Annotated in this window: 20 protein-coding genes; 4 read left to right on the forward strand and 16 right to left on the reverse strand. The window is 71.7% G+C overall.

Translation table 11 applies throughout. From position 1 onward, the window contains the following. From ACWGQ1_RS09120 to infC, 7 genes are all read right to left on the reverse strand, one after another. The coding region (locus tag ACWGQ1_RS09120) for a TAXI family TRAP transporter solute-binding subunit (RefSeq protein WP_452312830.1) at positions 1 to 497 on the reverse strand (497 nt) is incomplete at its 3' end. Beyond that, positions 494 to 1,870 (reverse strand): sensor histidine kinase, encoded by a 1,377-nt coding sequence (locus tag ACWGQ1_RS09125; RefSeq protein ID WP_168443078.1) that lies wholly within the window; start codon positions 1,868 to 1,870, stop codon positions 494 to 496. The genes ACWGQ1_RS09125 and ACWGQ1_RS09120, both read right to left, overlap by 4 nt. A gap of 3 nt (positions 1,871 to 1,873) precedes the next feature. Next, the gene (locus tag ACWGQ1_RS09130; protein WP_136034281.1) at positions 1,874 to 2,545 is read right to left on the reverse strand and encodes a response regulator transcription factor; all 672 of its coding nucleotides are present in this window, start codon (positions 2,543 to 2,545) and stop codon (positions 1,874 to 1,876) included. 38 nt (positions 2,546 to 2,583) lie between these two features. Beyond that, entirely contained in the window at positions 2,584 to 3,396 is an 813-nt protein-coding gene (locus ACWGQ1_RS09135) for a TrmH family RNA methyltransferase (protein ID WP_378803943.1), read from the reverse strand. A gap of 84 nt (positions 3,397 to 3,480) precedes the next feature. Continuing rightward, positions 3,481 to 3,867, reverse strand: coding sequence for a 50S ribosomal protein L20 (gene rplT / locus ACWGQ1_RS09140; RefSeq protein ID WP_017202428.1), 387 nt, complete (start codon positions 3,865 to 3,867; stop codon positions 3,481 to 3,483). Positions 3,868 to 3,898: 31 nt separating this feature from the next. Beyond that, a complete protein-coding gene (rpmI, locus tag ACWGQ1_RS09145) occupies positions 3,899 to 4,093 on the reverse strand; it encodes a 50S ribosomal protein L35 (protein ID WP_136034285.1) in 195 nt (64 codons plus the stop codon). Between the two features lie 74 nt (positions 4,094 to 4,167). Beyond that, a complete protein-coding gene (gene infC, locus ACWGQ1_RS09150; RefSeq protein ID WP_136034288.1) occupies positions 4,168 to 4,842 on the reverse strand; it encodes a translation initiation factor IF-3 in 675 nt (224 codons plus the stop codon). A gap of 207 nt (positions 4,843 to 5,049) precedes the next feature. On the opposite strand from infC, the gene ACWGQ1_RS09155 reads away from it, so the two are divergent. Beyond that, positions 5,050 to 5,448, forward strand: coding sequence for a DUF1844 domain-containing protein (locus ACWGQ1_RS09155; protein ID WP_136035894.1), 399 nt, complete (start codon positions 5,050 to 5,052; stop codon positions 5,446 to 5,448). Positions 5,449 to 5,466: 18 nt separating this feature from the next. Here the strand turns inward: ACWGQ1_RS09155 and ACWGQ1_RS09160 are convergent, their stop codons facing one another. Beyond that, positions 5,467 to 6,264 carry an SseB family protein gene (locus ACWGQ1_RS09160; protein WP_136035895.1) on the reverse strand — a complete coding sequence of 266 codons (798 nt, stop codon included), beginning with the start codon at positions 6,262 to 6,264 and terminating at the stop codon, positions 5,467 to 5,469. Then, entirely contained in the window at positions 6,248 to 6,994 is a 747-nt protein-coding gene (gene priA, locus ACWGQ1_RS09165) for a bifunctional 1-(5-phosphoribosyl)-5-((5-phosphoribosylamino)methylideneamino)imidazole-4-carboxamide isomerase/phosphoribosylanthranilate isomerase PriA (RefSeq protein WP_136034294.1), read from the reverse strand. Before priA ends, ACWGQ1_RS09160 begins: the two co-directional genes overlap by 17 nt. Before the next feature lie 942 nt (positions 6,995 to 7,936). Here priA and ACWGQ1_RS09170 point away from each other — a divergent pair. Continuing rightward, entirely contained in the window at positions 7,937 to 8,803 is an 867-nt protein-coding gene (locus tag ACWGQ1_RS09170) for a MinD/ParA family ATP-binding protein (RefSeq protein ID WP_240745374.1), read from the forward strand. A 48-nt stretch (positions 8,804 to 8,851) separates the two neighbouring features. Here the strand turns inward: ACWGQ1_RS09170 and hisH are convergent, their stop codons facing one another. Genes hisH through ACWGQ1_RS09190 form a run of 4 tightly spaced genes read right to left on the reverse strand, consistent with a single transcriptional unit; the run spans position 8,852 to position 11,595 of the window. Beyond that, positions 8,852 to 9,487 (reverse strand): imidazole glycerol phosphate synthase subunit HisH, encoded by a 636-nt coding sequence (gene hisH, locus ACWGQ1_RS09175; protein WP_136034296.1) that lies wholly within the window; start codon positions 9,485 to 9,487, stop codon positions 8,852 to 8,854. Next, the gene (gene hisB, locus ACWGQ1_RS09180) at positions 9,484 to 10,101 is read right to left on the reverse strand and encodes an imidazoleglycerol-phosphate dehydratase HisB (RefSeq protein WP_136034298.1); all 618 of its coding nucleotides are present in this window, start codon (positions 10,099 to 10,101) and stop codon (positions 9,484 to 9,486) included. The genes hisH and hisB overlap by 4 nt, the downstream gene beginning before the upstream one ends. Further along, complete coding sequence (locus tag ACWGQ1_RS09185; protein ID WP_452312831.1) at positions 10,098 to 11,192, reverse strand: histidinol-phosphate transaminase; 1,095 nt, start codon at positions 11,190 to 11,192, stop codon at positions 10,098 to 10,100. Before ACWGQ1_RS09185 ends, hisB begins: the two co-directional genes overlap by 4 nt. Before the next feature lie 34 nt (positions 11,193 to 11,226). Continuing rightward, positions 11,227 to 11,595: a LysM peptidoglycan-binding domain-containing protein gene (locus tag ACWGQ1_RS09190; protein WP_452312832.1), complete on the reverse strand. Its 369-nt coding sequence runs from the start codon at positions 11,593 to 11,595 to the stop codon at positions 11,227 to 11,229. A 288-nt stretch (positions 11,596 to 11,883) separates the two neighbouring features. Here ACWGQ1_RS09190 and lexA point away from each other — a divergent pair, with 288 nt between their 5' ends. Beyond that, positions 11,884 to 12,576: a transcriptional repressor LexA gene (gene lexA / locus ACWGQ1_RS09195; RefSeq protein WP_136034303.1), complete on the forward strand. Its 693-nt coding sequence runs from the start codon at positions 11,884 to 11,886 to the stop codon at positions 12,574 to 12,576. A gap of 55 nt (positions 12,577 to 12,631) precedes the next feature. Here the strand turns inward: lexA and metE are convergent, their stop codons facing one another. Next, complete coding sequence (metE, locus tag ACWGQ1_RS09200; RefSeq protein WP_452312833.1) at positions 12,632 to 14,944, reverse strand: 5-methyltetrahydropteroyltriglutamate--homocysteine S-methyltransferase; 2,313 nt, start codon at positions 14,942 to 14,944, stop codon at positions 12,632 to 12,634. A 22-nt stretch (positions 14,945 to 14,966) separates the two neighbouring features. Next, positions 14,967 to 15,914, reverse strand: coding sequence for a methylenetetrahydrofolate reductase (locus ACWGQ1_RS09205; protein ID WP_452312834.1), 948 nt, complete (start codon positions 15,912 to 15,914; stop codon positions 14,967 to 14,969). Positions 15,915 to 16,101: 187 nt separating this feature from the next. Here ACWGQ1_RS09205 and ACWGQ1_RS09210 point away from each other — a divergent pair, with 187 nt between their 5' ends. Further along, on the forward strand, positions 16,102 to 17,970 hold the full coding sequence (locus ACWGQ1_RS09210) for a prolyl oligopeptidase family serine peptidase (RefSeq protein ID WP_452312835.1): 1,869 nt from the start codon (positions 16,102 to 16,104) through the stop codon (positions 17,968 to 17,970). Between the two features lie 9 nt (positions 17,971 to 17,979). Here the strand turns inward: ACWGQ1_RS09210 and smpB are convergent, their stop codons facing one another. Then, entirely contained in the window at positions 17,980 to 18,456 is a 477-nt protein-coding gene (gene smpB / locus ACWGQ1_RS09215; protein WP_136034311.1) for an SsrA-binding protein SmpB, read from the reverse strand. Positions 18,457 to 18,500: the final 44 nt, after the last annotated feature.

An 18,500-nucleotide genomic window follows, 5' to 3' on the forward strand; every position in this document is an offset into this window, starting at 1 on the left:
TCCACCCCCGCCGCGTCCAGCACGCGCCCCGCGATCACGTTGACCCCCGAGTTCTCCGCCCCGAGCGACACCGTCATCCCGGCGAGATCGGCGAGGTCGTGCACCGGGGAGTCACCGCGCACGACCACCTGCAGATACTCGTCGTACAGCCGTGCGACCGCCGTCACGTCCTGCGGCTCGGCGAAAGCTCCCGTCCCGGCCACCGCGTCGGCAGCGGCGTCGCCCTGCGCGAACCCCAGCAGCGCCTCCCCGGCGCCCACCCGCAGCAGGTTGTCGACCGATCCGGCCGTCTGCTCCGCCACCAGGTCGACCGTCCTGGCGCTCGACACCGCGTCGGCCACCGCGGTGCCGTAGGCGAAGTACACACCCGTCGAGCCTCCGCTCGCGATCGTGTACTCCTCGTCGCCCCACTCGTCCGACCGGGTCGCACACGCCCCGAGCGTCAGCGCCAGGCACGTCACGAGCAGTCCGGCGACCAGGCGCCCCACCCGGCTCACGCGGCGCCCTCCGCGGGGAGCACCAGCGCGACCAGCAGCCCGCCGCCGTCGGCCGAGCTCACCCGCAGCTCTCCGCCGACCGTCGTCAGCAGGTCCGTCGCGATCGCCAGCCCCAGGCCCGTGCCCGGCTGGTCGCCGCTGTCGGCGCTGCGCCAGAACCGATCCGTCGCCGCCTCCGCGTCCTCCCGGCTGAGCCCCGCCCCGTGGTCGCGCACCGTGAGATGGCACCCGTCGGCGTGGCGCCGCGCCCCGATCTCGATCGTGCCTCCGGCGGGCGAGTACTTGACGGCGTTGTCGATCGCCGCGTCCAGGGCGGCCTCCACGATCGTGCGGTCCGTGATCGTCATCACCGAGTCCTCGCCGGTGCGGTGCAGCGTCATACCCCGATGCTCGGCCACGTCGCGCCAGGCCTCCAGCCGCCGCGACGCCACGGCCGCCAGGTCGACGGCCGACAGCGTGGAGTCCGTGCGCCCGCCGCGGGCCAGCCCGAGCAGCGTCTCCAGGATGCGGCTCATCCGCCGGCCCTCCTCACGCGTCTCCTCCACGTCGGCGTCCCACTCCGCTCCGAGGCCGGTCGCGAGGTGCTCGACCCGCAGCAGCAGCGCGTTCAGCGGGTTGCGCAGCTCATGCGAGGCGTTCAACGCGAACTCCTGCTGCCGCGTCATCACCCGTTCGATCTCGTCGGCCATGCCGTTGAACACCCGCGTCATGCGCCGCAGCTCCGGGGGTCCGGTGTCCTCTGCGACCCTGGCATCCATCTCGCCGCGCTCGATCGCCACCATCGCCTCGTCCAGCCGTCGCACCGGCGAGAGCACCCACCGCGCGAGCCCGGCCACGAGAAGCACGCCGAGCCCGCTCAGCACCACCACGACGGCGCCCAGGAGCAGCGTCTGCTGCAGGATCGCGGCGCGAGGACGGTCGACGTCGCCGGCCACCAGCACCGCGCCGATCACGTCACCGTCGTCGAACACCGGCTCCACGAGCGCCGCATCCGGCACGGCCCACGGCGGCGCGGGCGCGGGCTGCTCGGCACGACGGCCGGAGAGCGCCAGCCGCACGCGCTCCGCATCCGCCTCCGACAGCACCGCGTCGCCGTGCGCGCCCGCGGCCCACGCGGCCCCCGCGAGGTCGAACACGGTCACCTCGATGCCGTACACCTCCTGGAAGCGCCGTACCTCCGCGTCGACCACCGCGGGGCTGCCCGAGCGCAGCGCCTGTCGTGCGCTGGTGACGAAGTAGCCGAGGTCGCCCAGCTGCTCGGTGTAGAACGCCTGCTGGACACTGCGCGACGCGCTCCACGCCGCCACTCCCCCGAGCGACACCAGGACCGCGACCAGCGGCACCAGGAACATGACGATCAGGCGACGGCGCACGACTCAGGACTCCGCGAGCCGGTAGCCGACACCGCGCACCGTCTCGATGAAGCCGCGGTCGCCGGTCTTGCGTCGGATCGCCGCCACGTGCACCTCGAGCGAGTGCCCGAATCCGCGCCAGTCCGTGTTCCACACCTCCCGGATCAGCCGCTCCTTCGGTACCGCCACCCCGGGGTAGCGGGCGAGCACACCCACGATGTCGAACTCCTTGCGGGTCAGGCCCACCACGGCGCCGTCGACCCGCACCTCGCGCGCCACCAGGTCGATGTGCACGCTCCCGTCATGCAACAGCACCCGGGTGTCCGCCTCGGTGCGCAGGGGACGGGAGCGTCGCGTCACGGCCTCGATGCGCGCCAGCAGCTCGTGCACGTCGTACGGCTTCACGACGAAGTCGTCCGCGCCCGCCCGCAGCCCCTTGATGCGCTCGGCCACCTGGTTGCGGGCGGTCACGATCACGATCGGCACGTCGGAGCGCCCACGGATGCGACGGCACAGGTCGATGCCGTCCACGTCGGGCAGCCCGAGGTCCAGCAGCACGACCTCGGTGTCGGCGTCCACGAGGGTGAGCGCCTGCGCACCGTCAGACGCCCGCACCGTCGCGTACCCGGAGCGCGCCAGGAACGCCTCCAGTGCCGCCGCGACCCGCTCGTCGTCCTCGACGATCAGTACCCTCATCGCCCCCGCTTCCCCGCTTCCCCGCTCTTCCCGCCCGCTCAGCCCGTCGGCGCCGCGCGCTGCGCGAACGCGCTCTCGTACAGGCACACGCTCGCCGCCGTGGCGAGGTTGAGCGACTCCGCACGACCGAAGATCGGCAGCCGCAGGACGCGGTCGGCGAGCTCCAGCGCCTCGTCCTCCAGGCCGCGCGCCTCGTTGCCGAACAGCCAGGCGGTGGGCTCGGCCAGCACGCCGTCCGCGCGGGCCTCCAGCAGGTCGTCGCCCTTCACATCTGCCGCGAGGATGCGCAGACCGGCGGCGTGCGCGCGGTCGACGACATCGGGCAGCTCGGCGCCGACCGACACCGGCAGGTGGAAGAGCGAGCCCGTCGTCGCCCGCACGACCTTCGGGTTGTAGGGGTCGACCGTGCGTCCCGTCAGCACCACGGCGTCCGCTCCTGCGGCATCCGCGGCGCGGATGATGGTGCCCAGGTTGCCCGGGTCGCGCACCTCCTCGCAGATCGCGACCAGCCGGGGCGACGCGTCGAAGATGTCGCGCACCGAGGTCGGGGTCTGCCGCACGACAGCGACGAGGCCCTGCGGGGTGACGGTATCGGCCATCGCGTGCAGCACGTCCTCGGTGACGTATTCGACCCGCACGTCGGCGTCGGCCGCCTTCGCCCGGATGTCCTGATGCCGCTCCCAGCCGCCGGGTGTCGCGAACAGCTCGACGATCGCCTCGGGGCGGTAGGTCAGCGCCTCGCGGACCGACTGCGGTCCTTCCAGCAGGAACAGCCCGGTCTCGGTGCGCGCGCTGCGCTTGGTCAGCTTGGCGACGGCACGGACTCGGGGGGAACGAGGGTTCTCCAGCACGATCTCAGTCTAGGGCGACGACGACGCCCGGAAACGCGGAACGGGCGCCTTCCCGCAGGAAGACGCCCGTTCGGAGCGAGATGCTTACGCAGCCGACTTCGGCGCGTTGACGTCGGAGGGCAGAGCCTTCTTCGCCGTCTCGACCAGCGTGGTGAACGTGGCCGCGTCGTTGACCGCGAGGTCGGCGAGCATGCGACGGTCGACCGTGACGCCCGCGAGGCCGAGGCCCTGGATGAAGCGGTTGTACGTCATGCCGTTCTGACGCGCGGCGGCGTTGATGCGCTGGATCCAGAGGCGACGGAAGTCACCCTTGCGCTTGCGACGGTCCCGGTACGAGTAGACCAGGGAGTGGATGACCTGCTCCTTGGCCTTCCGGTAGAGGCGCGAACGCTGACCGCGGTAGCCGGAGGCGCGCTCGAGGATGACCCGACGCTTCTTGTGGGCGTTGACTGCCCGCTTGACTCTTGCCATTTTCCTGTGTTCCTATCGTGCGTTCGGCGCGTCAGCGACCGAGAAGCTTGTTCGCGACCTTGGTGTCAGCCTTCGACAGCACCTGGTCCTGGTTCAGACGACGGGTGCGACGGCTCGACTTGTGCTCGAGGTTGTGGCGCATGTTCGCCTGCTGCTTCTTCAGCTTTCCGCTGCCGGTGATCTTGAAGCGCTTCTTAGCACCCGAGTGGGTCTTCTGCTTCGGCATCTTCTCTTCCTTCGTGATGGCGCCTTCTCAGGCGACGGTGTCTACCCGCGTTGCGGGAGTTCGTGGGGCGGATGTCACTCCGCGGCGGGTGCGGCCGGGGCGGCCGAGTCGCTCTTGGCGTCGCGGGCAGCCTGCTTGTTCGCCGCACGCTGCGCGTCGCGCACCGCGTTCTGCTCCTGCTTCGCCTCGGACTTGCTCTTGATCGGCGCGACCACCATGACCATGTTGCGGCCGTCGATCGTCGGGTTCGACTCGACGGTGCCGAACTCGGCGACGTCTTCCGCGAACTTGCGCAGCAGGCGCACACCCTGCTCCGGGCGCGACTGCTCGCGACCGCGGAAAAGGATCATCGCCTTGACCTTGTCGCCGGCCTTGAGGAAGCCCTCGGCGCGCTTGAGCTTCGTCGTGTAGTCGTGCGCCTCGATCTTCAGTCGGAAGCGGACTTCCTTGAGGATCGTGTTCGCCTGATTGCGACGCGCTTCCTTCTCCTTCTGGGCGGCCTCGTACTTGAACTTGCCGTAGTCCATGATCTTGACCACGGGCGGCTTCGAGTTCGGGGCGACCTCAACGAGGTCGAGATCGGCTTCCTGTGCGAGACGCAGCGCTGCCTCGATGCGGACAACGCCGATCTGCTCACCCGAGGGGCCGACGAGGCGGACCTCGGGGACTCGGATGCGCTCATTGGTGCGGGGATCGCTGATGCGGAGCTCCTTAGACGATGTGATTCGGCCACCGTGATGCGGATGCATCCCGGGCGAAATCGAACTCGTCTCCCACCCGCCGGCACTCAGACGCCGGCTCCACACCCTGTCTACCGGTCCTCTCGTGACGAGTGAACCGGCGGAGTGCAAGACCCGGTAGCCTGGAACGGCAAGCGCGGGTGGGAAGTGAATCCTCTTTCGTTCCAGAGCATGACGCTCCGGAGCCCGCCAAAGTCTAACAGAAGGCAAGGCGAAGTGACGAACCAGGCACCCGACGAGGCGGCACGCGAGCGCGAAGAGCGCTGGGCACGACAGGAGGAGGCGGCCTCGTCCGCGGTTCGCGACATCGCGGACGTCCCCGCCGTCGAGGTCATCACGACCGCGGCCGTGCACCTCATGAGCGCCGCCGCCGTCAAGCTCGGCCTCGCCGACGAGCCCGACGCGGCCGAACAGCTCGACCTCGACGAGGCCCGCAAGCTCATCAACGCCCTCGCCGGGCTCATCACCGCCGGCGCCCCCGAGATCAGCGACATGCACGCGCGGTCGCTGCGGGACGGCCTCCGCTCGCTCCAGCTCGCGTTCCGCGAGGCATCGACCATCCCCGACCCGATCGGCAAGGGCCCCGGCGAGAAATGGACCGGCCCGGTCACCTGAGCCGGCGCCCGTCGCGGTTCAGGCGCTGCGACGGAGCTTGACCGTGAGCGAGTCCGCGAGCACGGCGATGCGGTCGTCGGCCGCCCAGCGCTGAGCCAGACGACCGAGCACGGCGTCGAGCACCTCGCGCTCGAGCCCGTCGACCAGCTCGAGGATCACGACCAGCTCGGGCCCGCGCAGGCGGGCGTCGGGGTCGCCCGCGGCCACGGCCACGTCGATCACCGCGAGCTCGTGCGCGACGCTCTCCTGCAGCGCCGTGAACACCTCGGGCGACAGGAAGCTCGGCTCCCACGCGTGCCCCTGCGCGACCGCCCAGACCGCCGGGCGCCGGATCACGAACTCCGTGTCGGATGTGGGGTCGAGCACGATCAGGTCGGTGTCCTCCGCGGATGCGGCCAGAGCCGCACGCACCGCCTCCACCGGGATCGGTCGCGCCGTCGCGTCCCACCGCTGCATCGCCTCGACCGAGGAGAACACGGGCTGGACGCGCCGGCCGTCGGGCGCCGCGACCGTGACGATCGACAGCTCCTGGGTCTTGTCGACCGCGAGCCCGCTCGGCGCGACCCCCTCTTCGCCCTTCTCCGCGATCAGCGGGATCAGCACGCGCGCGGCGCGGAAGGCGTCGACGACCTCCGCCTGCGATCCCTCGCCCGCCCGGAAGCGCTGAAGGGCGTCGAGCAGGGCGGGATCGGCGGAGCCGTCGTCGGCCGCGTGCGGGTTCGACTCGAAGCTGCGGCCCTCCCACGGAACACCCGCGGAATCGGCGTGGTTGTGCGCCTCCGGGCCGTGGCCGTGGGGGTCAGTCTCCGGCGACATCCAGCGCCTCGGCCAGGGTGAAGGCTCCGGCGTAGAGCGCCTTGCCGACGATGGCGCCCTCGACGCCCAGCGGCACCAGCTCGCGCAGCGCCGCGATGTCGTCGAGGTTGGAGACCCCGCCGGACGCCACGACCGGCTTCGGCGTGCGCGAGGTCACCTCGCGCAGCAGCTCCAGGTTCGGGCCGCGGAGTGTGCCGTCCTTCGTGACGTCGGTGACCACGTAGCGGCTGCAGCCGGCATCCTCCAGGCGCTCCAGCACCTCCCAGAGGTCGCCGCCCTCCTTGGTCCAGCCGCGGGCGGCGAGAGTGGTGCCGCGCACGTCGAGGCCGACCGCGATCGCCTCGCCGAAGCGGCTGATGACGTCGGCCGCCCACTCCGGGTTCTCCAGCGCGGCGGTACCGAGATTGATGCGCGCCGCGCCGCTCTCGAGCGCCGCCTCCAGGCTCGCATCGTCGCGGATGCCTCCGGAGAGCTCCACGTTCACGCCGCGGAACTGCTTGATGACCTTGCGCAGGATCGGTGCGTTGCTGCCGCGGCCGAACGCCGCGTCGAGGTCGACCAGGTGGATCCAGGAGGCGCCCTGCGCGACCCACTCCCCTGCGGCGTCGAGCGGGTCGCCGTAGCTCGTCTCGGTGCCGGCCTCGCCCTGGGTGAGTCGGACGGCCTTGCCGCCGGCGACGTCCACCGCGGGGAGGAGCGTGAGCGAAGGTGACTGCGCGAAGTCGTTCATGGGGTCCTTGGTTCGGGTGTCTCTGCGGCCCGAGCGGGCGCGACACACGAGGCTACCGCGGCGGTCGGCACCCACTCAAATGCATGACGCCGGCCGTCGGTCGCAGCGGCGCCGCCATCCATGCCTGACATTTCGTCGGGTAACATGCTACGGATGTCAGCGCGAGAACCAGGGCCCCCGTCCGAGTACCGACGCGTCCGAGCCGACCAGGAGATCGCCGTCCCCCGCCCCCGGTCCGCCATCCGCGGCTCGGCCGCTCCCCGCCCGGCCGCCGAGTCGTCCGCCTCCCCGGCGCCGTGGCCCGCACGCGCTTCGGGGCGCGCGTCCCAGTCCGCGACCCCCGCGGTCACCCCCACCCGCGCACCCGCACAGATCGCGGCACCCACGCGCGCCGCGACACCGTCACCGACCTCGGCACCGGTACCGGCCTCGGCAACGGAACCGGCCTCGACCTCGGCACCGAACGCGATACCGACACCGACACCGACACCGACACCGACACCGACACAGGCACAGGCACCGGCACCGGCACAGGCACCGACACCGACACCGACACCGACACCGACGGTGACCACGACACCGACACCGACCGCGACACCGACCGCGACACCGGCACCGACACCGGTACGGACACCGACACAGGCACAGATGCCGGCCGTGGCGCCCACCCCCACCAGCACACCGGCAGAGATCATGACCCCCGCCCCCGCATCCGCATCCGCCCAGTCCCCCGAACCCGTCGCGTCCCCTGCCCACGCATCCGCATCCCCCCGGTCCCCCGAACCCGCCGAGTCCCGCGCCGCCGGATCCGCCGACGCTTCCGCGCAGAACGCATCTGCGCACGCCGCATCGTCAGGGCGAAGCCGCCGTCGCTCGCCGCAGCGCGAGACCACGACCCGCCCGTCCTTCCTCACCGAGGAGCTTCCGGCCGAGCCCGCCCGGATGGGGTTCCGCGGCGCCCTCAACCGCATCGGCATGGACTTCGGTCCCGGCTCCGTCGAGGAGGCGTTCCGCCGCGACGAGGCCGCTGTGAGTCGCCAGTGGTCCGGGCCGCGCACGATCGCGATCGTGAACAGCAAGGGCGGCGCGGGGAAGACACCCACCACAGCGCTTCTCGCCGCGGTGTTCGCCCGGTTCGGGGGTGCGGGCGTGCTCGCCTGGGACAACCACCAGACGCGCGGGACCCTCGGCTGGCGCACGGAATCGGCATCACACCGCAACACCCTGCGGGAGATGCTCTCCGACAGCAGCCGCCTGATCAGCCCGGGCGCCCAAGCCGCTGACTTGGCGGACTACGTTCATCACCAGCCGCGCGACCGGTTCGACGTCCTCCGCTCGCAGCCGCCACGCCTGGCACACGACGATCGCCTGGGCCCGGCCGAGGTCGACGTGCTGCACACGGTGGCCTCCCGGTTCTACCGACTCATCTTCGTCGACTCGGGCAACGATGAGACCGACCCGCTGTGGCGCCGGATGATCGACCACACGGATCAGCTCGTGGTCGCGACCACCTCCCGCGGAGACCACGCCGAGGCCGGGGCCCTCCTGCTCGAGGCCCTCGCCGAACGCGACGAGCGCTCGGCTCACCTCGTCGAGCAGGCGGTCGTGATCGTCTCGCAGGCCGATCCCCACGCGACACCGACCGAGATCGGCGCGGTGTCCGACGGGTATCGCTCGCTCTGCCGAGAGGTGCATGCGATCCCGTTCGACCGGGAGATGGTCGACGGCCCGCTGCGCTACACCGCCCTCGCCGGACGGACGCAGCGAGCGTGGCTGTCGGCGGCGGCCGCCGTCGCCAGAGGGCTCTGACGCCGAGCGGCCGGACCGGCCGCGTGCGACAGCCCCCGGCTCACGGGCTCAGAGGCTGGTGACCCAGTTGCGCAGCAGCTGGATGCCCGCCTCGCCCGACTTCTCCGGGTGGAACTGCGTCGCCGACAGCGGTCCGTTCTCCACGGCCGCCAGGAAGGGATCGCCGTAGGTGGCCCAGGTCAGCACCGGCTGGGGGAACGGCGGGATCACGTCGAGCTCCCACGACTGCGCCGCGTAGGAGTGCACGAAGTAGAACCGCTCCTCCTCGATGCCGCGGAACAGCACCGTGTCCTCGCCGGGGTCGACCGTGTTCCAGCCCATGTGCGGCAGCACGGGAGCGTTGAGCTCGGTGACCGCGCCCGGCCACTCCCCCAGGCCCGCGGTGTCGTGGCCGCGCTCGACCCCGTGCTCGAACAGCACCTGCATGCCGACGCAGATGCCCAGCACGGGGCGACCGCCCGCGAGACGCCGCCCGATGATCTCGTCGCCCCCGTGCGCGTGCAGCGCATCACGCACGGCCTGGAACGCCCCGACCCCCGGCACGACGAAGCCGTCGGCCTCGAGCGCCTCACTGCGGTCGCGCGTGAGCACCGCGTCGGCGCCCGCAGCCACGAGCGCCTTGACCGCGGAGTGCACGTTGCCTGACTCGTAGTCGAAGACCGCGACGCGGGGTGCCGCGCTCACAGGGCCCCCTTGGTGGACGGGATGCCGTCGACGAGCGGGTCGAGCGCCTTCGCCTGACGGAACGCGCGCGCGAAGGCCTTGTACTCCGCCTCGGCGATGTGGTGCGGGTCACGGCCGCCGAGCACGCGCACGTGCACCGTCAGCGCCGCGTTGAACGCGATGGCCTCGAAGGAGTGGCGCACGAGCGAGCCCGTGAAGTGCCCGCCGATGAGGTGCTGCTCGAAACCGACGGGCTCGCCCTCGTGCACGAGGTACGGACGACCGGAGATGTCGACGACGGCCTGCGCCAGCGCCTCGTCGAGCGGCACGAGCGCATCGCCGTAGCGGGAGATGCCCGCCTTGTCGCCCAGCGCCTCCAGGATGGCCTGACCCAGCACGATCGAGACGTCTTCCACCGTGTGGTGCGCGTCGATGTGCGTGTCACCGGAGGCGCGGACGGTGAGATCGGTCAGCGAGTGCTTCGCGAACGCCGTCAGCATGTGGTCGAAGAACGGCACCGAGGTGTCGATGCGGCTCACCCCGGTGCCGTCGAGGTTCAGCTCCAGCTCGACGGTCGACTCCGACGTGCTGCGCACACGACGCGCGGTGCGGGCGGGGTTCGCGGGGGTGGTCATGATGCCGATCCTATCGAGGCCAGGGCGTCCAGGAACGCGGTCGTCTCGGCCTCGGTGCCCGCGCTGACGCGGAGGTGGCCGGGGATGCCGACGTCACGCACGAGCACACCGCGGTCGTACAACTGCCGCCACGTGGCCTGCGGGTCGGCCACGCCACCGAACAGCACGAAGTTCGACCAGGACTCGTGGGGCGTGTACCCCAGTGCCTCCAGCGTCGCTGTGATGCGGTCGCGCTGCTCGACGATCTCCTCGACCATGCCGAGCATCACGTCGGCGTTGCGCAGCGCCGCCACCGCCGCGGCCTGCGTGAGCGCGCTCAGGTGGTACGGCAGCCGCACGAGGCGGAGCGCATCGATGAACGCGGGGTCTGCGGCCAGGTAGCCGACGCGCGCTCCGGCGAACGCGAAGGCCTTGCTCATGGTGCGCGACACAGCGAGCCGCGGACGGCCGTCGAGGAGCGTGAGCGCGGACGGCGCGTCGTGCGGTGCGAACTCCTGATACGCCTCGTCGACGATCACCACGCCGCGCGCGGCCTCGTAGACCGCCGCGACGACGTCGAGCCCGAGCGGCGTACCGGTGGGGTTGTTGGGCGAGCACAGGATCACCACGTCGGGGTCGGCGCCGCGCACCTGTTCCGCGGCTTCCTCCGGGGTGATCGAGTAGTCGGGGTGCCGGGTGCCGGCGACCCATGACGCACCCGTGCCCTGCGCGATCAGCGGATACATCGAGTAGGTCGGAGCGAAGCCGAACGCCGTCCGCCCCGGTCCGCCGAACGCCTGCAGGATGTGCTGCAGCACCTCGTTCGAGCCGTTGCCCGCCCAGATCTGCTCGGCCGTGAGCCCGTGACCGAGGTAGTCCGCGAACGCCTCCCGCAGCGTGGTGAACTCCCGGTCGGGATAGCGGTTGACGTCGCGGATCGCCACGGCGATGTCGTCGAGGATGTCACTGGCGACCTCGTCAGGAACGGGATGCGTGTTCTCGTTGACGTTGAGGGCGATCGGGAGCGGTGCCTGCGGTGCGCCGTACGGAGTGAGTCCGCGCAGATCGTCGCGCAGCGGGAGATCGTTGAGGGAGAGGGTCACCCTATCCATGTTAAGAGGACGAGGCGGCACCGACGGCCATGCGTCACTCCGCGTACTGCGCCGGGATCGCGAGCTCCTGACCGATCTGGATCTCTCCGCCGCGGAGCAGGTTCATGCGGCTGATGTCGCCGATCACGTCGCGCGGGTCGGCCTCGGGAGCGATCGAGCCGGCGATCGACCAGAGGGTGTCACCGGGCATGACCGTGATGGTCTCGACGGCGTCCACGGGCTTGTCGGCACCGGAGGCGATGGCGCTGCCGCCGCTGATCGCCGCGAAGGCGATGCCGACGGCGAGCGGGACGGACGCGACCGCGAGCAGCACACCGCGACCGCGAGCCGTGAGCCGGAGCCGCGTGGCCGGACGGGCCGTGGCGGAGATCGCGGTCGCGGTGCTGAGGCTGATGGTGCTCATGTCTGCTCCTTCACTGTCCCGGCGCCGCGAGGGCCCGGGGAGGTTGGCGTAGCGTTCGCATCCGCGACTCGGCCGGGAGCCGTGAATGCGAAGCTACGTTCCGAAGATATCTTCGAGTTCGAACATCTGTCAAGCTGTCTTCGAAACCCTGTCCACGAATCGTCCGACACGCTCGAACAGATCTTCCAGATCGGCGCGATTCTCGGATACGGTTTCGACAAGGACACCCCACCACGGGCCACCGACATTCGAAGAGCGACGTCGGATCTCACGCACTGAAGGAGCATCATGAGCGAGACCACAGCCCCGGAGTCGGAGGCGCCGCGGACCCGCCGTCGCAAGAGCCTCAGCCCCAAGCAGATGGCGATCCTGGAGGTCATCCAGGCCGCCATCGCCCAGAACGGCTACCCGCCGAGCATGCGCGAGATCGGCGACGCCGTCGGGCTCAAGTCGCTCTCCAGCGTCACGCACCAGCTCGGCCAGCTGGAGCTGAGCGGCTACCTGCGTCGAGACCCGGGAAAGACGCGGGCCATGGAGGTGCTGATCGACCTGCCCGGCACCGGCTCCGGCGCCGAGAACCCGGCCGATGTCACGACTCCCGTCGGCGACGCCGCGCTCGTGCCCCTCGTCGGCCGCATCGCCGCCGGCGTGCCCATCACCGCGGACCAGCAGGTCGAGGAGATCTTCCCGCTCCCCCGGCAGCTCGTCGGCAAGGGCGACCTGTTCATGCTCAAGGTCTCCGGCGAGTCGATGATCGACGCCGCCATCTGCGACGGCGACTGGGTCGTCGTCCGCTCGCAGCACGACGCCGAGAACGGCGAGATCGTCGCGGCGATGCTCGACGGCGAGGCCACCGTCAAGGTGCTCCGTCGCCGCGATGGACACACGTGGCTGCTGCCGCGGAACACCGCCTTCGAGCCCATCCTCGGCGACGAGGCCGTGGTGCTCGGCAAGGTCGTCGCGGTGCTGCGAGCCGTCTGACCCGGACACGACGAAGGCCCTCCCCGATCGCTCGGAGAGGGCCTTCGTCACATCATCAGACCGAGGCGCCCACCTCGGCGCGCACGCGGCGCGTGGCCTCGACGATGTTCCGCAGCGACGCGGTGGTCTCCTCGTAGCCGCGGGTCTTGAGGCCGCAGTCCGGGTTGACCCAGAGCTGCCGCGTGGGGATCTCCTCCACGGCGCGACGCAGCAGGGACTCCACCTCCTCCACCGCGGGAACCCGCGGGGAGTGGATGTCGTAGACGCCGGGGCCGATGCCGTGGTCGAACCCGGCCTCGGCGATGTCCGCGACGACCTCCATCCGGCTGCGGGCGGCCTCGATGGACGTGACGTCGGCGTCCAGCGCGCGGATCGCGTCGATCACGACACCGAACTCCGAGTAGCAGAGGTGCGTGTGCACCTGCGTGCCCGGTGCTGCCCCACCGGTCGCCAGACGGAACGACGCCACCGACCAGTCCAGGTAGGACGGCTGATCGGCCTTCTTCAGCGGCAGCAGCTCGCGCAGGGCCGGCTCGTCGACCTGGATCACGGCGATGCCCGCAGCCTCGAGGTCGGCGATCTCCTCGCGCAGCGCCAGGGCGACCTGGTTCGCGGTCTCCCCCAGCGGCTGGTCGTCGCGCACGAACGACCACGCGAGGATCGTCACCGGCCCCGTGAGCATGCCCTTGAGGTGCTTCGCGGTGAGCGACTGCGCGTATCCGGACCAGTCGACCGTGATCGGTGCCGGCCGGGAGACGTCGCCCCACAGGATCGACGGGCGTGTGGCGCGGGAGCCGTACGACTGCACCCACCCGTGCTCCGTGACCGCGAAGCCGTCGAGGTTCTCGGCGAAGTACTGCACCATGTCGTTGCGCTCCGGCTCCCCGTGCACCAGCACGTCGAGTCCGAGGTCCTCCTGCAGCGACACGACCGCGGCGATCTCCCGGCGCAGGAAGTCGTCGTAGTCGTCGCGGGGGATCTCACCGCGCGTGAACCGTGCCCGTGCGCGACGGATGTCGGCGGTCTGCGGGAACGACCCGATCGTCGTCAGGGGCAGGACCGGGAGGCCGAGCGCCTCCTGCGCACTCTCCCGCTCCTCGTAGGACACCCGCGAGAAGTCGGCGTCGACCAGCGCCCGCTCGCGCACCGCGCCGTCGCGCACGCCGGGCGCATCCAGCCGGTCGCGCAGGGCCGCCGAGGCCTCGTCGAGCTCGGCGGCGATCGCCTCGGGGCCGTGCGACAGCCCGCGGGCCAGCACGCCGACCTGCTGCACCTTCTGATCGGCGAACGCCAGCCACGACACCAGGCGGGGGTCGAGCGAGGTCTCGTCGGCGACGTCGTGCGGCACGTGCAGCAGCGAGGTCGAGGTCGAGGCCGACACGGCCGCGGCCCCCAGGTCGCGCAGACGCTCGAGCGTGGCGAACGCCGCGGCCAGGTCGCCCCGCCAGATGTTGTGCCCGTCGATCACGCCGCCGACGAGCGTCTTGTCCGCGAGACCCTCCGCCGCGGACGGCACAGCGCCACGGACCAGGTCGACCGCGATCGCCTCGACGGGCGCGGCCGCGAGGACCGGGAACACGGCGTCGAGCGCCGCGTACGGGGCGGCGACGAGGATCGACGGACGGTCCTCCGCCCCCCCGAGCACGGCGAGTGCACGTTCGGCCGCGGTCGCCAGGGCGGCGGTGTCGGCGGGGAGCGACTCGCTCACGAGCGCCGGCTCGTCGAGCTGCACCCAGGTCGCTCCCGCGGCCCGGAGGCGGGCGAGCAGCTCCCGGTACACGGGGAGCACGTCGTCCAGGCGCGACAGCGGATCGAAGCCCTCGGGGGCGTCGTCCGAGGCCTTCGCGAGCGCCAGCAGGGTGACCGGGCCGACCACGACCGGGCGCGTGGTGAAGCCTGCGGCAGCGGCCTCTGCGACCTCGCGCACGAGCCGGTCGCTGGACAGCGAGAACACCGTCTCCGGACTGATCTCCGGCACGAGGTAGTGGTAGTTCGAGTCGAACCACTTCGTCATCTCCAGCGGCGCGCGCTCCCCCTCGCCCCGCGCGATCGCGAAGTACGCCGGGAGGCCGACCGTGCCGTCGGCGGCGCGCAGGTGCTCGAAGCGCGAGGGGATCGCGCCCACGGTCACCGCGGCGTCGAGCACCTGGTCGTAGAACGAGAAGGACTCCGGGATCGCGGAGTCGTCCCGACCGAGGCCGAGCGCGGCGAGCCGCTCTCGGGTGGCGGCGCGCAGCTCGGCGGCCGTGCGCTCCAGCTCCTGCTCGTCGATGCGGCCCGCCCAGAACGCCTCGACGGCCTTCTTGAGCTCGCGGCGACGGCCGATGCGGGGGTAGCCGAGGATGGTTCCCTCGGGAAATGCGGTCATGGTGTTTCCTTTCGGCGGGGGTCTAACGGCGCAGAGCCGGGAGGATGCCGGCTTCGGCGAGGACGGTGAGGACGGTCTCGTGCTGGTTGAAGGCGTAGAGGTGCACGCCGGGGGCGCCGCCGGCCACGACCTGCGCGGCCAGGCGCGCGGCCCAGGCGATGCCGATCTCGCGGCGCCCCTCGGCGGTCGGCTCCACGTCGAGGGCGATGGAGAGCTCTCCGGGCAGCTCCTCTCCCGTGAGCTCCAGCACGCGGGAAAGCCGAGCGGGCGAGGTGATGGGCATGATGCCGGGCAGGATCGGGATGGTCACCCCGGCCGCGCGGGCACGCTCCACGAAGGCCAGGTAGTCGTCGGCGTGGAAGAACAGCTGCGTGATCGCGAACGTCGCACCGGCGGCCTGCTTCGCGAGCAGGGCCTCCACGTCCTGCGTGCGGTGGGTCGCCCGCGGGTGGCCCTTCGGGAACGCGGCCACCGCGATGTTCACCCTCCGCCGCGGCGCGACCCGGGCGGCACCGGGGATCCCGGGAACCGGCAACTCCTCGTACGGCGCACGCTCGGCCTGCACGCGGTCGATCAGCTGGACGAGCTGGGCCGCGCTCTCCAGGTCGCCGAGGAAGTCCTCGGTCTGCCCGGCGGGCGGGTCGCCCCGCAGGGCGAGGAAGCTGAGGATCCCCGCGTCGAGGAACTCGCGGATGAGCGCGGTCGCCCCGGCGTAGGTGTTGCCGACGCACGTGAGATGAGCGAGGGGCTCGACGTCGGTGTGGGTGCGGATGAAGCGCAGCACGTCGAGCGAGCGCCCCCCGGTGGAGCCGCCGGCACCGTAGGTCACCGACAGGAACTCCGGACCGGCTGCGGCCAGGCGCAGGACGGTCTCGTGCAGCGCCTCCTCGCTCGACGCGTTGCGCGGAGGGTAGAGCTCGAAGGAGAACGGCACGCGGGCGGTGCCGGTGGTGTCGATCTCGGTGGACATCTTCACTCCTGGGGACAGGGGGCCGGGGCGCGCGGACGGCACGGGAGGCGTGTCGTTCGCGGGCGGGTGCCGGGCTCGGCTGTCGCTCCACGCCCTGGACGAACCGGGCGTTTCCAGCAACCTAGAACAGCCCCGCGCGGGGCCGCACGTGTGTGACGCCGTGTGTCGGTCCGCCTAGGCTCGAGGCATGTCGTCGCTGCCCTTCGGTTCCTGGCCCTCCCCCTTCACCGCCGCGTCTGTCGCGACCTCCGCACCGCGCATCGACGGCGCCCGGTTCGCCGGGTCGGAGATCTGGTGGGGCGAGTCCGTGCCGGCCGAAGCCGGACGCGTGACTGTACGCAGCTCCTCCGGCGCCGAGATCCTGCCGGCTCCGTGGAGTGCGCGGTCGCGCGTGCACGAGTACGGCGGCGGGGCGTGGACGGCCGGCGACGGTGCGCTGTTCTTCGTCTCGGGCGCGGATCAGCGCGTGCATCGCCTCGTCCCGGGGGGCCAGCCCGAGCCGCTCACGCCCGCCGGTGCGTCGTACGGCGGACTCCGACTGCAGAGCGGACGACTGCTGGCCGTGCGCGAAGACCTCCGTCCGGACCCGCACCGGCGCGGCATCGTCGAGATCCCGGTGGACGGCTCCGCGGCCGAGGACGACGGCGCGCTCCGGGTGATCGCGGAGGGCACGGGCTTCTTCGCGCACCCGGCGCTGTCGCCCGACGGCACGCGGGTGGCCTGGGTCGAGTGGCACGAGCGGACGATGCCGTGGGACGAGGCGCAGCTCGCGATCGCGTCGCTCGCCGACGGCGAGGTCGTGCGCGTCGCGTCGTCCGCCGCCCTGCAGCCGGAGTGGCTCGACGACACCGCGCTCGTGTACGCCGACGACACGTCCGGGCGCTGGCAGGTGCAGCGCCTTCACGTCGACGGCGTGACCCCCGCAGCCGCGCCGATCGCCCTGACCGGGACCGACGCCGACACCGGCTACGGCCTGTGGGTGCTGGGCAACCGGTGGTTCCAGCCGCTGGCGGACGGACGCGTGGTCGCCGCGCGCACGAACGGCCGCGACGAGGTGCACGTGCTCCCGGCGGACGGCACGACGAGCACCGCGCTGGACCTCCCCGCCGACGGGCACGTGAGCGTGGACGACGTGTCCGGCTCCCGCGTGCTGCTCAGCGGCAACAGCTCGGGCACCACGCCCGGGGTGTGGTGCGTCGACCTCGACTCGGGGCGCGTGGAGGCCGTGGCGGGCGGGGTCCCGTCCGATCCGGAGTGGATGCCCGGCGCGCAGCCGATCGTGGTGGACGGCGCGCACGGCTCGGTGCACGCGTTCGCCTACCCGCCCGCGAACCCCGCGCACACCGCGGCTCCCGGCGAGCTTCCGCCGTACGTCGTGTTCGTCCACGGAGGACCGACCGCGCATGTGACGGGGGCCGCGTCGTCCGAGGTCGCGTTCTTCACGAGCCGCGGCATCGGCGTGCTCGATGTGAACTACGGCGGCTCCACCGGCTACGGCCGCGCCTACCGCGACCGCCTCGTCGGGCAGTGGGGTGTGGTCGACGTGGACGACGTGGTCGCCGCCGCACGGGGTCTGGCCGATGCGGGGCTCGCCGATCCCGCGCGCACCGCGATCCGCGGAGGTTCGGCCGGCGGCTGGACCGTCCTGTCGGCGCTGGTGCGGGGCGGGACCTTCGCGGCGGGCATCAGCCGCTACGGTGTGGCGGACCTGCGCCTGCTGGCCGCCGAGACGCACGACTTCGAGGCGCCGTACCTCGACGGTCTGGTCGGGCGGCTGCCGGAGGACGAGCACGTGTACGTCGAGCGTTCACCCCTCACGCACGCCGACCGGATCGACGTGCCCGTGCTGCTGCTCCAGGGCGGCGAGGACCGCGTGGTGCCTCCGTCGCAGTCCGAGGCGATCCGCAACGCCCTCGCCGCGAACGGCATCGAGCACGAGTACGCGCTGTATCCGGCAGAGGGGCACGGCTTCCGCAGCGCGGAGAACATCGTGGACGCGCTGCAGCGCGAGCTCGCGTTCCTCGGCCGCGTGTTCGGCTTCACCCCGGCGCCCTGACGGCGCGGGCTACTCGCCGACGCGGTTGCGCAGGCGCATGGCCCGCTCGGCCTCGCGCGTGTCCTGCCGCTCGCGCAGCGTCTGCCTCTTGTCGTACTCGCGCTTTCCCTTCGCGAGAGCGATCTCGACCTTGGCCCTGCCGTCGGAGAAGTAGAGCTTCAGCGGGATCAGGGTGTAACCACCGGCCGAGACCGCGTGGGAGAGCTTGGCGATCTCCTCACGGTGCAGCAGCAGCTTGCGGATGCGCTTGGCGGAGTGGTTGGTCCAGTGCCCCTGCGAGTACTCCGGGATGTGCACGGCGTCGAGGAACACCTCGTTCCCCTTGACGAACGCGTATCCGTCGCTGAGGTTCGCGCGCCCCTGACGGAGTGACTTGACCTCGGTGCCGGTGAGCACCATTCCCGCCTCGTACGACTTCTCGATGGTGTAGTCGTGACGCGCGCGACGATTGGTCGCGACGACCTTCTCCCCGCGTTCCCTGGGCATGATGCTCTCCTGTTGCCGTGACGAGCTCGACCGAGGATCCGGCC

It is taken from the genome of Microbacterium sp. NPDC055599 (assembly GCF_053618975.1).

Excerpts from the sequence above, each read along its gene's own strand:
- infC (WP_136034288.1), bottom strand. The coding sequence starts at position 4,842 with ATGCATCCGCATCACGGTGGCCGAATCACATCGTCTAAGGAGCTCCGC.
- ACWGQ1_RS09185 (WP_452312831.1), bottom strand. The coding sequence starts at position 11,192 with ATGGATAGGGTGACCCTCTCCCTCAACGATCTCCCGCTGCGCGACGAT.
- rplT (WP_017202428.1), bottom strand. The coding sequence starts at position 3,867 with ATGGCAAGAGTCAAGCGGGCAGTCAACGCCCACAAGAAGCGTCGGGTC.
- rpmI (WP_136034285.1), bottom strand. The coding sequence starts at position 4,093 with ATGCCGAAGCAGAAGACCCACTCGGGTGCTAAGAAGCGCTTCAAGATC.
- smpB (WP_136034311.1), bottom strand. The coding sequence starts at position 18,456 with ATGCCCAGGGAACGCGGGGAGAAGGTCGTCGCGACCAATCGTCGCGCG.
- metE (WP_452312833.1), bottom strand. The coding sequence starts at position 14,944 with ATGACCGCATTTCCCGAGGGAACCATCCTCGGCTACCCCCGCATCGGC.
- lexA (WP_136034303.1), top strand. The coding sequence starts at position 11,884 with ATGAGCGAGACCACAGCCCCGGAGTCGGAGGCGCCGCGGACCCGCCGT.
- ACWGQ1_RS09205 (WP_452312834.1), bottom strand. The coding sequence starts at position 15,914 with ATGTCCACCGAGATCGACACCACCGGCACCGCCCGCGTGCCGTTCTCC.
- ACWGQ1_RS09190 (WP_452312832.1), bottom strand. The coding sequence starts at position 11,595 with ATGAGCACCATCAGCCTCAGCACCGCGACCGCGATCTCCGCCACGGCC.
- hisB (WP_136034298.1), bottom strand. The coding sequence starts at position 10,101 with ATGACCACCCCCGCGAACCCCGCCCGCACCGCGCGTCGTGTGCGCAGC.
- priA (WP_136034294.1), bottom strand. The coding sequence starts at position 6,994 with ATGAACGACTTCGCGCAGTCACCTTCGCTCACGCTCCTCCCCGCGGTG.
- ACWGQ1_RS09170 (WP_240745374.1), top strand. The coding sequence starts at position 7,937 with ATGGGGTTCCGCGGCGCCCTCAACCGCATCGGCATGGACTTCGGTCCC.
- ACWGQ1_RS09160 (WP_136035895.1), bottom strand. The coding sequence starts at position 6,264 with ATGTCGCCGGAGACTGACCCCCACGGCCACGGCCCGGAGGCGCACAAC.
- ACWGQ1_RS09210 (WP_452312835.1), top strand. The coding sequence starts at position 16,102 with ATGTCGTCGCTGCCCTTCGGTTCCTGGCCCTCCCCCTTCACCGCCGCG.
- ACWGQ1_RS09130 (WP_136034281.1), bottom strand. The coding sequence starts at position 2,545 with ATGAGGGTACTGATCGTCGAGGACGACGAGCGGGTCGCGGCGGCACTG.